Genomic DNA, 14,143 nt, shown 5'->3' on the forward strand with positions numbered 1-14,143 from the left:
GGTGGCGGGCTTGCGCTCGCGCGCCTCCATCTGCGAGGACCGTTCACCTGTGTGGAGGTGGGACACTGCTGGGGTGATCGAGATCGACGACCCGGCGGACCCCCGGCTGGACGACTTCCGGGACCTGTCGACGGCCGACCGCCGACCGGACCGCCCCGGCGGGCGCGGGCTGGTCATCGCCGAGGGCGTGGTGGTCGTCGAACGACTCCTGGCCTCGCCCTACCCGGTGCGCGGGCTGCTCGGCGTGCGCCGCCGGGTGGAGGCCCTCGGCGACCTGCCGGCACCCGCGTACGTCACGTCCGCCGAGGTCATGGCCGAGGTGGTCGGGTTCCACCTCAACCGGGGCGTGCTGGCCGCCGCGGACCGGGCGCCGCAGCCGGACGTGGCCGACCTCGTCGCGTCGGCACGGCGGCTGGCCGTGCTCGAAGGCGTCGGCGACCACGAGAACCTGGGTTCGTTGTTCCGCAACGCCGCCGCGCTCGGCATCGACGGCGTGCTGCTCGGCCCGGGGTGCAGCGACCCGCTGTACCGGCGCAGCGTCCGCGTCTCGATGGGCCACGTGCTGCGCGTGCCGTTCGCGTCGGTGCCGGACCTCGCCGAGGGCTTCGACCTGCTGCGGCGCAACGGCTTCACGGTCGCCGCCCTCACCCCGCGTGCCGACTCGCGGAACCTGGCGGACGCCGGCCTGCGCGGCCGCAAGGTCGCCGTGCTGCTCGGGTCGGAGGGCCCGGGTCTGACCGACGAGGCCATCGCGGCGGCCGACCTGGCCGTCCGGATACCCATGGCGGAGGGCGTCGACTCCCTGAACGTGGCGACGGCGGGCGCGATCGCCTTCTACGCGATCGCCTGAACGCGCTACGTTTCACCCCGAGCAGAGGAGGACGTAGGTGGAACTGCGGGTCCAGGACGGTCGGGCCGTGCTCGCGGGCCGCGACGACGCGGGCGAGCGGGAAGTCGATCCGCACACCCTCCCGCTCGGCGCCGGTCTCGCCGACGCGCTGCACGAGTGGGCGAAGGTGGCCGACGCGGTGGCGCGTGCCGAAGCACCCTCCGACGGCGCCGCGAGCGCCCTGGTGACCAGGAGGGGGCGTCAGCTGGCCGGTCGGTTGGCCGCGGACATGAACACCCCCGTCGAGTACACCGACCCGGTGACCGGTGAGCAGGTCGTCGTGGACGTCCCGAGCGCCGAGGAGGTCGACGCGGTCGAGGGGACCGGGGTCGACGGGACCGAAGTCGACGGGGCCGGCGGGGCCGGGGTCGACGGGATCGGGCTCGATGGCGAGCCGGGTGCCGAAGAGCCGGAGCCCCGGGAGGAGACCCCCTGGGGCACCGGCCTGACGGTCAGCTTCATCGTCGCCGCGGTGGTGACGTTCACCGTCTACACGCTGTCGGTCGGCCTGGGCGAGACCAGCCAGTGGCTCGCCCTGCTGGCGAACGTCCTGGTGGTCGGCGGCATCGCCCCGTCGGTGTGGCTCGCCCGGAAGGTGCCGGTGTGGCGGTGGGTCGCCTACGGCGTGGTCGCGGGCGTCCTCGCCGCCTGGCTCTCCCTGCTCCTGACGACCGTCCTCGCGCCCGTCTGACCGGTGGCTCCGGCCGGGGGCCCCGACCGGCGTCCTGGCCGGCGCGAACCCCCGGCCAGAGCCTTCGGCCGGGATCCCGGCGAGAGTCCCGGCCACAACCCCGGCGAGAGCCCTCGGCCGGAAGCCCGGCCGGAACCCCGGCGAAGACCCCGGTCGGAACCCCCGGCGAGAGCCCTCGGTCAGGCCAGGGAGTCCCGCCACGCCGTGTGCAGCGCGGCGAACCGGCCGCGTCCGCCGATCAGCTCCTCCGGCGTGCCGTCCTCCACCACCCGGCCGCCGTCGAGCACCAGCACCCGGTCGGCGATCAGCACGGTCGACAGCCGGTGGGCGATGATGAACGCCGTCCGCTCGGCGAGCACCGTCTCCAGCGCGCGCTGCACCGCGCGCTCGGTCGGCACGTCCAGGCTGGACGTGGCCTCGTCGAGCACCAGCACCGCCGGGTCGGCCAGGAACGCCCGCGCGAACGCCACCATCTGCCGCTGCCCGGCCGAGAGCCGCCCGCCGCGCTTGCGCACGTCCGTGTCGTAGCCCTCGGGCAGCGCCCGGATGAACGCCTCCGCGCCGACCGCCCGTGCCGCCGCCTCGACCTCCTCGCGGGTCGCGGACGGGCGGCCCAGCGCGATGTTGTCCAGCACGGACCCGTCGAACAGGAAGTTCTCCTGCGTCACCATGACCACCGCGCGCCGCAGCTCGACGTCGGCCACCGACCGCAGGTCGACCCCGTCCAGCCGGACCGAGCCCGCGGTCGGGTCGTAGAACCGGGCCACCAGCTTGGCCAGCGTCGACTTGCCCGCGCCGGTCGCGCCGACCAGCGCCACGGTCTGCCCGGCGGGCACGGTCAGGTCGAACGGCGGCAGCACCACCGGCGTCGAGTCGGAGTAGCGGAACTCGACCCCCTCGAACCGCACCGCGCCCCGCACGTCACCCAGCGGCGTCGGCTCCTCCGGCTCGCGGACCTGCGGTTGCTCTTCGAGCAGACCGGAGATCTTCTCCAGCGCCGCGGTCGCGGACGCGTAGGCGTTGGCGAACATCGCCAACTGGTCGAACGGGTCGTAGAACCGCCGCACGTACAGCGTGACCGCGGCCAGCACACCGAGTTCGAGCTGCCCGTCCGCCACCCGCAGCGCGCCCCACGCGAGGACCACCGCGAGCGACAGGTTGCCGATCACCCGCACCAGCGAGGTGAACGCCGCCATCACGCCCATCGCGTCGGTGTTGGCGTCGCGGAACCGGCCGTTCAGCTCGGCCATGATCTTCACGTTGCGCCGCTCGCGCCGGAACGCCTGCACGGCGCGGATGCCGTTCATGGTCTCCACGAACTGCACGATGATCTTCGCGATCGCGCCGCGGGTGTGCCGGTAGGCCCGCCCGGAACGGCGGCGGAACCACTGGGTGAGCAGGATCAGCGGCAGGAACCCGGAGAGCACGACGAGCGCGAGCGGCACGTCCAGGTACAGCAGCACGACCGAGATGCCCAGCAGCGACAGCATCGAGCTGAAGAAGCCGTCCAGGCCTTCCTCGACGAGGTCCTGGAGCGAGTCGACGTCGCTGGTCAGGCGCGAGATGACCTTGCCGGAGGTGTACTTCTCGTGGAACGAGACCGACAGGCGCTGGGCGTGCCGGAAGACGCGTTCCCGCAGCACGAGGAGCACGTCCTGGCCGATCCGGCCGGTGAGCCGGACGAACGACCAGCGCAGCAGCGTCGCGGAGATCGCCGCCACCACGTACCCGCCGACGCACCAGGCCAGGGCGTCCGGCCTGCCGTCGAGCGCGGCCGGGACGCCGGTGTCGATGGCCGCCGCGATCAGCAGCGGACCGGCCAGGTTGACCACGTTCTCGACCACCACGATCAGCAGCGCCAGGATCGCGGCCCTGGTGTGCGGGCGCAGCAGCTCGCCGAGCAGGCGGCGGGAGCGGGCCTGGAGCTTCACCCCCGTCGCGTAGTCGACGTCCTCGACGTCCTCCGCGGCGACGCCGCGCCACGCCTCCTCGTCCCGCTCCGGTTCGAGCGCCGGCTGTTGCCCGGTGGTCACGCCGCCACCTCCTCGTCCTCCATAGTGGACAAGAGGTTGCGGTACTCCTCGTTGTCCGCCAACAGTTCCCCGTGCGTCCCGACGGCCGCGATCCGGCCGTCGACGAGCATCGCCACCCGGTCGGCCAGCTGCACCGTGCTCGGCCGGTGCGCGACGACCAGCGCCGTCACGCCCTTGAGCACGCGGCGCAGCGCGGCCTCCACCTCGGCCTCGGTGTGCACGTCCAGCGCGGACAGCGGGTCGTCCAGGACCAGCACGGCCGGGTGCCCGGCCACCGCGCGCGCCAGCGCGAGGCGCTGGCGCTGACCGCCCGACAGCGACAGGCCCTGCTCGCCGATCCGGGTGTCCAGGCCCCAGGGCAGGGCGTCCACGAACTCCTCGGCCCGAGCCACCTTCAACGCCTCGCGGACCCGTTCCTCGGTGACGTCCGCCGAGCCGAGCGCCACGTTCTCGGTGACGCTCGCGGAGAACAGGATCGGCTCCTCGAACGCCGTGCCGACGATCCGGCGCAGCTCGGCCAGGTCCAGCTCGCGCACGTCGACGCCGTCGACCGTGACGCTGCCCGCGGTGACGTCGGCCAGCCGCGGCACGAGCGCGGTGACCGTCGTCTTGCCCGAGCCGGTGGCGCCGACCAGGGCCACGGTCTCGCCCGGCCGGATGTCGAGGTCGACGCCGCGCAGCACCTCGTGCTCCGCGCCGGGGTGCCGGTAGCGGACCCCCTCGAACCGGACGTGCCCGCGCACCGGCGTGGTGGCGGGCCTCGGGTTCGCCGGGCTGGTCACCGTCACCTCGCTGTCGATCACCTCGAAGTACCGCTCCAGCGCCGACGCGGTCGAGTTCGTCTCGGCCAACAACCACCCGATCGAATCGACCGGCCAGCGCAGGTAAGCGCTCACCGTGATGGCCGCGACGAGCGTGCCGACGGTCATCGTGCCGTTGGCGATGCCGATCGAGCCGAACGCCAGCTGACCGGCGATGCCCAGCTCGGGCAGCACGATCAGCACGGCCCACAGCGCGGCGAAGATCCGCACCTTGGCGACCTCGGTGTCCCGCAGCTCCCGGGCCTGGCGGGCGAACCGCCTGGTCAGGTGCGGGCCGCGGCCGAACGCCTTGAGCACCCGGATGCCGAGCACCGACTCCTCGACCACGGTGGTCAGGTCGCCGGACTGGTCCTGCGCGCGGCGGGCGACGACCTTGAACTTCGTCTCGAACAGGTACGACAGCGCCACCAGCGGCAGCGTGCTCGCCAGCACGATCAGGCCCAGGGTGGGCGCCAACCAGAACAGCACGCCCAGCCCGACCGCCACGACCAGGCTGTTGATCACCAGGAAGATGACGGAGAAGCCGACGAACCGCCGCACCTGGGTGAGGTCGGTGGTGGCGCGGGACAGCAACTGCCCCGACTGCCACCGGTCGTGGAAGGCCACCTGCAGGTCTTGCAGGTGGTGGTACAGCTCGGCCCGCATCCGCGCCTCGACGTCCGACGCCGGTCCGGCGATCAGCTTGCGACGGGCGTAGAACAGCGCGGCCTCGGCGCAGCCGAGCAGCACGATGACGCCGATGAGCAGCGGCAACGCGCCCAGGTCGCGGCCGGCGATCGGGCCGTCCACGATCTGTTGGGTGATCAGTGGAATGCCCAGGCCGCACATCATCGCGAGCATGGTGGCGGCCATGGCGAGCACGACGGGTGTGCGAACGGGCTTCAGGTACGGCCACAGCCTGCGCAGTGTCGCGGCTGTGGAAGTACGGTCTTCCGACACGAGTCCCCCTCCGGTCCACCCTGACGGTACGAAGGTGGACCGACTATCGGCATCCTGTTTTCCCTTGTTCGAGGCTGCAAGCTCCAGGTAGGTGGAAGTCAAGGAGCAGGCGCCGGCGCGGTCGACGAGTCAGGTGGAGGTCACGGTGGAGGTGCGGTTCCTGCGGGCCGAGCCCAGCATGGCGTACCCGCGCGGCAGGTTGCTGGCGGTGCGCGGCGGGCGGTTGCACGTGCTCGCGCCGGACGGGTGGGACGTGGTGGGCGGTCCGCGGCCCGAGGGCGCGCGGCCGATCAGCCGGGAGGACGCGGTGCGGTGGTGCCGGTTCGAGGGCTTCGAGGAGGCGGTGCTGGACGCCGTGCCGGTGCCCGAGTAGCTACTTCCCGCGCAGGATCGTCGGTGCGGTGATCAGCCCGGCCAGGCCGTAGCTGACGCCCGCCAGCACCACGAGCACGGTCCACTTGTCGCCGAGCCCGGCGAACTCCTCGGGCAGCTTGAAGTAGTGCGCGAGGCCCAGCAGGATCGGCCCGATCAACACGATCGGCCAGACCGGGCGCACCTTCAGCAGCCACAGCAGCGGCCCGGCCAGCAGTGCGCTGACCAGCAGCGCGATCGGCAGGCCGACCACGATCAGCAGGATGAACTCGCCCAGGGTCGTCTCGTTGACCACCCGGTCGAGCACACCGCTGCGGTAGGCCCGGATCCACGCGAACAGCAGCGCCGCGCCGACGAGGGCCGACACCACGACGCGCTTGAGCACCTTGAACGCGAAGCCGCCCGCGGTGGTGCCCGGCGTGCCCGGGCCGCGCGACGTGTCACTCACGGGCAGCAGTGTGGCTGACCGGGTGCCGTGCTGTCACCGGTGCGGCCAGTACGAACCCGATCGCACCGGCGGCCACGGCCCCGGCCGGCACCGAGACCCACACGGTGAGCAGGGTGAGCGCGGCGGTGAACGTGACGCCGACGGCGGCGAAGCCGAGGGCGCGGTCCTGCCGGGCCGCCTTCAGCACGACCCAGGAGAGCAGGACGCCCACCACCAGGCTGATCGGCATCGCGAGCAGGCCCAGGGCCAGGCAGTCCCAGTCGTCGGTCGAGCACACGGTCCCGGACGCGATGAACTCGCGCAGCCCCCACCAGGCCGCACCCAACCCGGCGCCCAACGCGGCGCCGACGACCAGTCGTCCCAGCATGGCGGCGGGTTACCCGGGTGATCACTCGCGGTAAACCGCTCACGACGAGAGCATGCCGCCGATCAGGAACGACAGCGCGCCCACGCCGACCGCGGCCGGCCACGCCGACAGCGCCGCGAAGCCCAGACCGGCGATCGACAGGACCACGGTGACCACCGCACCCGACACCGCCGTGACACCCGGTCGGTCGACGCCCAGTCGGCGCAGCAGGAACCAGGCCGTCAACCAGCCCGCCACCGGCAGGAACGGCACGGTGAGCGCGAAGCCGACCTGGCACCCGAAGTCGCTCCCGCAGGCCCGGCCCGCGTAGGTGAACCAGGCCCACCAACCGGCACCCAGCAGGCCGCCGACCGCCGTCACCCAGCCGTACCGCCACGCGACCCGCCTCATGTGAGCGATCTTCGGCCATCCGGACCGCGCCCGTCTTGAGTACTCCTACGCGAAAGGGCCCCCGCTGTCGGCGGGGGCCCTCGTCGTCGCTACCCGCTAGCCGCGGGTGGAGCGGACGCCCAGCAGGACGTCCTCCCACGACGGCACGATCGGGTGGTTCTTCTTGCCGCGCTTGGGCGGCGGGTCCTTGCGGGCCGGTGGCGGCTTGGCGCCCGCCGTCGCCGCCGGCTGCTGCGGTGCCGGTGCGGCCGGCGCGGGCGGTTCCTCGGCCACCGGAGCGGGCTCCGGGGTCGGCTCCGGTTCCTGGACCGGCGGCGGAGGGGGAGGCGGTGGGGCCGGCTCCTCGCGGGCGAGGATCTCCGGCTCCTCCAACTTCTCCAACTCCAGCGCCTGGCGGGCCAGCTGGGTGACCGGCCGGACCGTGCGCAGCGTCCGGTTGGGGTTCGGGTCCATGAGCTCCATGGCCCCGTCGTCCAGCGCGGTCACCGTGCCGCCCTGGGCGCCTGGGTGGAACGCCCAGTGGGCCAGGTTGTCCGACCTGCCCGCGGTCCAGTGGAGCTGGACCACCCAGCGGCCGTCCTCACCCCGCCACGAGTCCCAGCTGACGTCGGCGTACTCCTGGCCGCGCAGGCCGAAGGAGTGCGCGACGACCTCGCCGAGCGTCTGCACGTCCGGGCCGTCCTCGCGGACGGGGTGGGCGCGTTGGGCCAGGTCGGCGGTGCGGGAGCGCTCCAGCAGCACCGGGTAGGCGTAGCGCTCGACCCGGTGCACGGGCAGCCCGGCGGCCGCCGCGACCTGGGCCACGGACTCACCCGCCCGGATGCGCGCCTGGATCTCGCGCGGCCGCATCTGGCTCTCGACCTCGATCTCGATCTGGCCGAGCCGGGTGAGGTCTCCGCGTGCCGCGGCGCGCAGCCGTTCGTCGGCGGGGAGCACGAAGCGCTCGCCGCGATCCGGGTCCTCAAGGATGACGGACTTGCCGTCGTCTTCGAGCCCGATGACTCGCAACGCTCGCATCATGGCCTCCCGGATGGCTCACCTCGCCGACTACACACGTTAATGCGGCGCGCCGCCTTGACGGGGGAGACTCGCCGTGGTCACCGATATCTTCGTGTGATCTTGCCGTATGTCGCCCGTGTCCGCACGTCCGTTACCGGAAGGTTCACCTTCGCGCAGGTCGACCGGGACGTTCCCGGCCCGGTGATCCCGCCGGGTACGGCTTCCCGAAGCACCCGGTCGACCGGCGGCTGCGGGCAGCGGACGAAGGGCCGGCGGGCGACGGGAAGCGCACGAAGAGCCGGCGGACGGCGGGAAGCGGCACGGCGGGGCGGCGGGAAGCGCACGGGGGCCGGGTGGGCCGTTCGGCGCAACGGCCGCCGGACAGCGGTGTGGGGGCCGCCCGACGAACCGGGACGGCCCCCACACCGGAGGACGCGATCAGAGCTGGGAGACGACCCAGTCGACGGCCTTGGTCAGCGTGCTCACGTCGGTCGGCTCGACCGCCGGGAACATGGCCACCCGCAGCTGGTTGCGGCCCAGCTTGCGGTACGGCTCGACGTCCACGATCCCGTTGGCGCGCAACACCTTCGCCACCGCGGCCGCGTCCACCGAGTCGTCGAAGTCGATCGTGCCGACGACCTGCGAGCGGTGCGCCGGGTCGGCCACGTACGGCGTGGTGTACGAAGTGGACTCCGCCCACGAGTACAGCCGCGACGACGAGTCGGCGGTGCGCTCCACGGCCCACGACAGGCCACCGTTGCCCAGGATCCACTCGATCTGGTTGTTCAGCAGGAACAACGTGGCCAGCGACGGCGTGTTGTACGTCTGCTCCTTGGTGGAGTTGTCCAGCGCGGTGGTCAGCGACAGGAACTCCGGCACCCAGCGGCCCGACGCGCCGATCTCGGCGACCCGCTCCAGCGCGGCCGGCGACATCAGCGCGATCCACAGCCCGCCGTCGGAGGCGAAGCACTTCTGCGGCGCGAAGTAGTAGACGTCGTAGTCCGACGCCTCCACCGGCAGGCCGCCCGCGCCCGAGGTGGCGTCGATGGCGACCAGCGCGCCGTCGGAGCCGGCCGGGCGGGCGACGGGCACCGCGACACCGGTCGAGGTCTCGTTTTGCGCCCAGCCGACGAGGTCGGTGCCCTCGGCGTAGGTGATCTCGGGCGCGCTGCCCGGGTCGGCCTTGACCACGATCGAGTCGCCGAGGAACGGCGCGTCGGAGGTGACCTTGGCGAACTTCGAGGAGAACTCGCCGTAGGTGAAGTGCTGGGCGCGCTCGCGCACCAGGCCGAACGCGGCGGCGTCCCAGAACGCGGTGGTGCCGCCGTTGCCGAGCACGACCTCGTAGCCCTCGGGCAGCGAGAACAGCTCCCGCAGACCGGCGCGCACCGAGCCGACCAGGGACTTCACCGGCTTCTGCCGGTGGGAGGTGCCCATCAGCGCGGCGCCCTCGGCCGCGAGCGCCGCGAGGGCCTCGGGACGGACCTTGGAGGGCCCGCACCCGAACCTGCCGTCGGACGGCTGCAGGTCGGAGGGCAGGACCAACGTGGTCGGGTCGGCGGTCTGGGTCATCGCGAAGCCTCCGGTTACGGGGAGGGGGTCGGCACGACCGGCGCCGTTGCCGGGGTCTCCAGTGTTGCAGCCGCGTGGCCGCACGGTGACATCCGGGTGTCCCTGGTCACGTCCGCGCTCGGCAGTGGACAGTCCACGAACGACCGATCACCGGTGGTGCCCGGTCGGTGACGCGGCGGGGAACGCGGTCGCGGGGGCGGGCCGCGTGGACGCCGCGTGCACGTCCGCGATCGACCCGGACGCCGCCCACCGCGCGGTGACCGGCGAGGAGCCGACGCCCCGCCCGCCGCCGGACGACGTCGGCGGCGACCCGGGCAGGTCGGTCAGGCGATCTCTTCCCAGCCCTCCACCTCGGACGGCTTGCGCGGCCCCGGGCCGACGTACTTCGCCGACGGCCGGACCAGCCTGCCGGTGCGCTTCTGCTCCAGGATGTGCGCCGACCACCCGGCGGTGCGGGCGCAGGTGAACATCGCGGGCATCATGTGCGGCGGCACCTGCGCGAAGTCCAGGATCACCGCGGCCCAGAACTCGACGTTGGTCTCGATGGCCCGGTCCGGTCGCCGTTCCCGCAGCTCGGCCAGCGCCGCCTGCTCCAGCGCGTTCGCCGCCTCGTACCGGGTCGCGCCCAGCTCCAGGCACGTGCGCCGCAGCACGCGAGCCCGCGGGTCCTCCGCCCGGTACACCCGGTGGCCGAAGCCCATCAACCGCTCGCCCCGGTCGAGCACGCCCTTCACGTACCCGCGCGCGTCGCCGGTCCGCTCGACCTCCTCGATCATCGGCAGCACCCGCGCGGGCGCGCCGCCGTGCAGCGGGCCGGACATGGCGCCGATGGCGCCGGACATGGCCGCCGCGACGTCCGCGCCGGTGGAGGCGATCACCCGGGCGGTGAACGTGGAGGCGTTGAGCCCGTGCTCGGCGGCCGACACCCAGTAGGAGTCCAGCGCCTTCACGTGCGCCGGGTCCGGCTCGCCGCGCCAGCGGGTCAGGAAGCGCTCCGTGACCGTGGTGCACTCGTCGATCCGGCGCTGCGGCACGGCGGGCCGCCCGATGCCCCGCGCGGACTGCGCCGCGTACGACAGGGCCATGACCGAGGCCCGCGCCAGCTGCTCCCGCGCCTGCTCGTCGGTGATGTCGAGCAGCGGCTCGTAACCCCAGATCGGCGCGACCATGGCCAGCGCCGCCTGCACGTCCACCCGCACGTCACCGGTGTGCACCGGGATGGGGAACGGCTCGGCGGGCGGCAGCCCGGGGCCGAAGCGGCCGTCGACCAGCAGGGCCCACACGTTGCCGAAGCTCACCTGGCCGGCCAGGTCCTCGATGTCCACGCCGCGGTAGCGCAGCGCGCCACCGTCGCGATCCGGTTCGGCGATCTCGGTGCGGAAGGCGACCACGCCCTCCAGGCCTGGTCGGAAGCCGTCGTCCTCGGTCTGCACCACGCTGTGCGCTCCTTCTCGGCGAAAGTAAAGAGTTGGAGAAACCTTGCTCCCCATCAGACCCCACGGCAATCGCGGCCGCGCGTGTCCTCGGTCACGATCAAGGAACCGATTCAGATCGGGGAGGTGATCGTTAAGCCCTTGTTTCCGTTCCGCGTTCGGGTCGTTTCCCGTGGTAGACCACGAGCCATGCACCTGACACCGCACGAGCGGGACAAGCTGCTGGTCCACGTGGCGGCCGACGTCGCGCGCAGGCGGCTCGACCGCGGCGTCGTCCTGAACTACCCGGAAGCGGTTGCCCTCATCACCGACCACGTGCTCGAAGGCGCCCGGGACGGCCGGACGGTCAGCGAGCTGATGGACAGCGGCAGGCACGTCCTCACGCGCGACCAGGTCCTCGACGGCGTGCCGGAGATGGTCGAGTCGGTGCAGGTCGAGGCGACCTTCCCGGACGGCACCAAGCTCGTGACCGTGCATCACCCGATCGTGTGAGGAGCAGCCCGTGGTCCCTGGCGAGATCATCACCGGCGACGAGCCGGTCGAGCTGAACCCCGGTCGGCCGCGCACCACGCTCGTCGTGGTCAACGCGGCCGACCGCCCGGTGCAGGTGGGGTCGCACTACCACTTCGCCGCGGTCAACCCCGGCCTGGAGTTCGACCGGGAGGCCGCGTGGGGCAAGCGGCTGGACGTCCCGTCGGGCACGGCGGTGCGGTTCGAGCCGGGCGTGGAGCGCGAGGTGACCCTGGTGCCGATCGCGGGCGCGCGGCACGTGCCGGGGCTGCGGCCCGAGTGGGCCGGCAGCCTGGACGCGGGGGAGCGGGGCCGGTGACCAGGATCAGCCGCCGCCGCTACGCCGAACTGCTCGGCCCCACCACCGGGGACCGGATCCGGCTGGCCGACACCGACATCCTGATCGAGGTCACCGAGGACCGCAGCCGCGGCGCGGGCTCGGGCGACGAGGTCATCTTCGGCGGCGGGAAGGTGATCCGCGAGTCGATGGGCCAGGGCGTCGCCACCCGCGCCGAGGGCGCGCCGGACCTGGTCATCACGGGCGCGGTCGTGCTCGACCACTGGGGCGTGGTCAAGGCCGACGTGGGCGTGCGCGACGGCCGGATCGTGGCCATCGGCAAGGCGGGCAACCCCGACACCATGGACGGCGTCGACCCGGCGCTGGTCATCGGCCCGTCCACCGAGGTGCTGTCGGGCAACGGCAAAATCCTCACCGCGGGCGGCATCGACTGCCACGTCCACTTCATCACCCCCGGCATCGTGGACACCGCGATCGCGTCCGGCCTGACCACGCTGATCGGCGGCGGCACGGGGCCCGCCGAGGGCACGAAGGCCACCACGGTCACGCCCGGCGCGTGGAACCTGGGCCGGATGCTCGCCTCGTTGGACCACATGCCGGTCAACGTGCTGCTGCTCGGCAAGGGCAACACCACCCGCGAGGACGCCCTCCGGGAGCAGCTGGCCGGTGGCGCGGGCGGGTTCAAGCTGCACGAGGACTGGGGCACCACGCCCGCCGCGATCGACGCCTGCCTGCGCGTCGCGGACGAGTCGGGCGTGCAGGTGGCCATCCACACCGACACGCTCAACGAGGCCGGGTTCGTCGAGTCGACCCTGGCCGCCATCGCCGGCCGGTCGATCAACGCCTACCACTCCGAGGGCGCGGGCGGCGGGCACGCGCCGGACATCATCCAGGTGGTGTCCGAGCCGAACGTGCTGCCGTCCTCGACCAACCCGACCCGCCCGCACACCGTGAACACGCTCGAAGAGCACCTGGACATGCTGATGGTGTGCCACCACCTCAACCCGTCCGTGCCCGAGGACCTGGCGTTCGCCGAGAGCCGCATCCGGCCGACCACGATCGCGGCCGAGGACGTCCTGCACGACCTGGGCGCGATCTCGATGATCAGCTCGGACTCGCAGGCCATGGGCCGGGTCGGCGAGGTCATCATCCGGACCTGGCAGACCGCGCACGTGATGCAGCGGCGGCGCGGCGACCTCGCCGGTGGTGGGGCGGCCGGCAACCTCCGCGCCCGCCGGTACGTGGCCAAGTACACGATCAACCCGGCCATCGCGCACGGCATCGACCACGAGGTGGGCTCGGTGGAGGTCGGCAAGCTGGCCGACCTGGTGCTGTGGGAGCCGAAGTTCTTCGGCGTGCGGCCGTCGGTCGTGCTCAAGGGCGGGTTCATCGCGCACGCCGCGATGGGTGACGCGAACGCGTCCATCCCCACCCCGCAGCCGATCTTCGCCCGGCCGATGTTCGGCGCGCACTCGGCCGCGCGCAGCAGCGTGCACTTCGTGTCGCAGCAGGCGGTGGACGCGGACCTGGCGGACGTGCTGCGGTTGGCCCGACCGCTGGTGCCGATCAGGAACACCCGCGGCGTGACCAAGGCCGACATGGTGCTCAACGACGCGATGCCGTCGGTGAAGGTGGACCCGGACAGCTTCGCCGTGCGCATCGACGGCGAGCTGGTCGAGCCGCAGCCCGTGGCGGAGCTGCCGATGGCCCAGCGCTACTTCCTGTTCTGATGAACCTCGCGGCGCTGATGATCGCGGACTCCCGCTTCCCGGGCGGTGGTCACGCGCACTCGGGCGGGCTGGAGGAGGCCGTCGCGCGGCGGTTGGTCACCGACGAGGCGTCGTTGCGGTCGTTCCTGCTCGGCAGGCTGCGCACGGCGGGGGCGTTGGGCGCGGTGTTCGCCGCCGCCGCGTGTCGTGGCCGGTACGCGGAGCTGGACGCCGAGCTCGACGCCCGCACGCCGTCACCGGCCCAGCGCAACGCCTCACGCGTGCAGGGCCGGGGCATCGCGCGGGCGGCTTCGAAGGCGTGGCCGACGCCCGCGTTGGCCGAGCTGCTGCGCGTCACGCCCCGGCCGCACCACCCGATCATCGTGGGCGTGCTCGTCGGCGAGCCGTTCGAGGCCGCGCAGACCGTGGCGTACCACGCGGTGACGGGTCCGGCGACGGGGGCGGTCCGGTTGCTGGGGCTGGACCCGTTCGGGGTGAACGCGGTGCTGGCCCGGCTCGCGCCCGAGATCGACGCGGTGGCCGCGACGGCCGCCGTCCACGCCGACACCCCGCCCGAGGACCTGCCCGCGCCGAGCGCGCCGGGCCTTGACCTGCTGGCCGAATCCCACGACCGCCACCACTCCGAAGAGGTGCGTCTCTTTGTCAGCTGAC

Annotated in this window: 15 protein-coding genes; 7 read left to right on the forward strand and 8 right to left on the reverse strand. The window is 73.0% G+C overall.

The window, feature by feature from the left end; all coding sequences use genetic code 11:
• Positions 1-73: 73 nt before the first annotated feature.
• Positions 74-850, forward strand: coding sequence for an RNA methyltransferase (locus tag AB0K14_RS04020; RefSeq protein ID WP_360458242.1), 777 nt, complete (start codon positions 74-76; stop codon positions 848-850).
• Positions 851-887: 37 nt separating this feature from the next.
• On the forward strand, positions 888-1,580 hold the full coding sequence (locus AB0K14_RS04025) for a DUF2537 domain-containing protein (protein ID WP_360458239.1): 693 nt from the start codon (positions 888-890) through the stop codon (positions 1,578-1,580).
• A gap of 179 nt (positions 1,581-1,759) precedes the next feature.
• Here the strand turns inward: AB0K14_RS04025 and AB0K14_RS04030 are convergent, their stop codons facing one another.
• Both AB0K14_RS04030 and AB0K14_RS04035 read right to left on the reverse strand, forming a co-directional pair.
• Entirely contained in the window at positions 1,760-3,613 is a 1,854-nt protein-coding gene (locus AB0K14_RS04030; protein WP_360458235.1) for an ABC transporter ATP-binding protein, read from the reverse strand.
• A complete protein-coding gene (locus AB0K14_RS04035) occupies positions 3,610-5,373 on the reverse strand; it encodes an ABC transporter ATP-binding protein (protein ID WP_360458232.1) in 1,764 nt (587 codons plus the stop codon). The genes AB0K14_RS04030 and AB0K14_RS04035 overlap by 4 nt, the downstream gene beginning before the upstream one ends.
• Positions 5,374-5,464: 91 nt before the next feature.
• Between AB0K14_RS04035 and AB0K14_RS04040 the strand changes: the two genes are divergently transcribed.
• Positions 5,465-5,746, forward strand: a complete 282-nt coding sequence (locus AB0K14_RS04040) for a hypothetical protein (protein WP_360458229.1) — start codon at positions 5,465-5,467, stop codon at positions 5,744-5,746.
• On the opposite strand, the gene AB0K14_RS04045 is transcribed toward AB0K14_RS04040, so the two are convergent.
• The 6 genes from AB0K14_RS04045 to AB0K14_RS04070 form a co-directional block, all read right to left on the reverse strand.
• Positions 5,747-6,193 (reverse strand): hypothetical protein, encoded by a 447-nt coding sequence (locus AB0K14_RS04045; RefSeq protein WP_360458226.1) that lies wholly within the window; start codon positions 6,191-6,193, stop codon positions 5,747-5,749.
• Positions 6,186-6,560: a hypothetical protein gene (locus AB0K14_RS04050; protein ID WP_360458223.1), complete on the reverse strand. Its 375-nt coding sequence runs from the start codon at positions 6,558-6,560 to the stop codon at positions 6,186-6,188. Before AB0K14_RS04050 ends, AB0K14_RS04045 begins: the two co-directional genes overlap by 8 nt.
• A gap of 39 nt (positions 6,561-6,599) precedes the next feature.
• Complete coding sequence (locus AB0K14_RS04055) at positions 6,600-6,950, reverse strand: hypothetical protein (protein WP_360458220.1); 351 nt, start codon at positions 6,948-6,950, stop codon at positions 6,600-6,602.
• A 96-nt stretch (positions 6,951-7,046) separates the two neighbouring features.
• Complete coding sequence (gene sepH, locus AB0K14_RS04060) at positions 7,047-7,967, reverse strand: septation protein SepH (protein WP_360458218.1); 921 nt, start codon at positions 7,965-7,967, stop codon at positions 7,047-7,049.
• A gap of 420 nt (positions 7,968-8,387) precedes the next feature.
• Positions 8,388-9,521, reverse strand: coding sequence for a phosphoserine transaminase (gene serC, locus AB0K14_RS04065; RefSeq protein WP_360458215.1), 1,134 nt, complete (start codon positions 9,519-9,521; stop codon positions 8,388-8,390).
• A 323-nt stretch (positions 9,522-9,844) separates the two neighbouring features.
• Positions 9,845-10,957: a citrate synthase 2 gene (locus AB0K14_RS04070; protein ID WP_360458212.1), complete on the reverse strand. Its 1,113-nt coding sequence runs from the start codon at positions 10,955-10,957 to the stop codon at positions 9,845-9,847.
• 186 nt (positions 10,958-11,143) lie between these two features.
• Between AB0K14_RS04070 and AB0K14_RS04075 the strand changes: the two genes are divergently transcribed.
• From AB0K14_RS04075 to AB0K14_RS04090, 4 genes are read left to right on the forward strand one after another with little or no spacing between them, the layout of a single operon-like run.
• Positions 11,144-11,446, forward strand: coding sequence for an urease subunit gamma (locus AB0K14_RS04075; protein WP_360458209.1), 303 nt, complete (start codon positions 11,144-11,146; stop codon positions 11,444-11,446).
• A 10-nt stretch (positions 11,447-11,456) separates the two neighbouring features.
• Entirely contained in the window at positions 11,457-11,783 is a 327-nt protein-coding gene (locus AB0K14_RS04080; RefSeq protein WP_360458206.1) for an urease subunit beta, read from the forward strand.
• Positions 11,780-13,492, forward strand: a complete 1,713-nt coding sequence (locus AB0K14_RS04085; protein WP_360458203.1) for an urease subunit alpha — start codon at positions 11,780-11,782, stop codon at positions 13,490-13,492. Before AB0K14_RS04080 ends, AB0K14_RS04085 begins: the two co-directional genes overlap by 4 nt.
• Positions 13,492-14,142 (forward strand): urease accessory UreF family protein, encoded by a 651-nt coding sequence (locus AB0K14_RS04090; RefSeq protein ID WP_360458200.1) that lies wholly within the window; start codon positions 13,492-13,494, stop codon positions 14,140-14,142. Before AB0K14_RS04085 ends, AB0K14_RS04090 begins: the two co-directional genes overlap by 1 nt.
• The last annotated feature ends 1 nt before the right edge of the window (position 14,143 follow it).

Source organism: Actinosynnema sp. NPDC050801, from assembly GCF_040673975.1.
Classification (GTDB): Bacteria; Actinomycetota; Actinomycetes; order Mycobacteriales; family Pseudonocardiaceae; genus Actinosynnema.

Coding starts and splice junctions, on each gene's coding strand:
- sepH (WP_360458218.1), bottom strand. CDS start 7,967: ATGCGAGCGTTGCGAGTCATCGGGCTCGAAGACGACGGCAAGTCCGTC.
- AB0K14_RS04055 (WP_360458220.1), bottom strand. CDS start 6,950: ATGAGGCGGGTCGCGTGGCGGTACGGCTGGGTGACGGCGGTCGGCGGC.
- serC (WP_360458215.1), bottom strand. CDS start 9,521: ATGACCCAGACCGCCGACCCGACCACGTTGGTCCTGCCCTCCGACCTG.
- AB0K14_RS04090 (WP_360458200.1), top strand. CDS start 13,492: ATGAACCTCGCGGCGCTGATGATCGCGGACTCCCGCTTCCCGGGCGGT.
- AB0K14_RS04050 (WP_360458223.1), bottom strand. CDS start 6,560: ATGCTGGGACGACTGGTCGTCGGCGCCGCGTTGGGCGCCGGGTTGGGT.
- AB0K14_RS04075 (WP_360458209.1), top strand. CDS start 11,144: ATGCACCTGACACCGCACGAGCGGGACAAGCTGCTGGTCCACGTGGCG.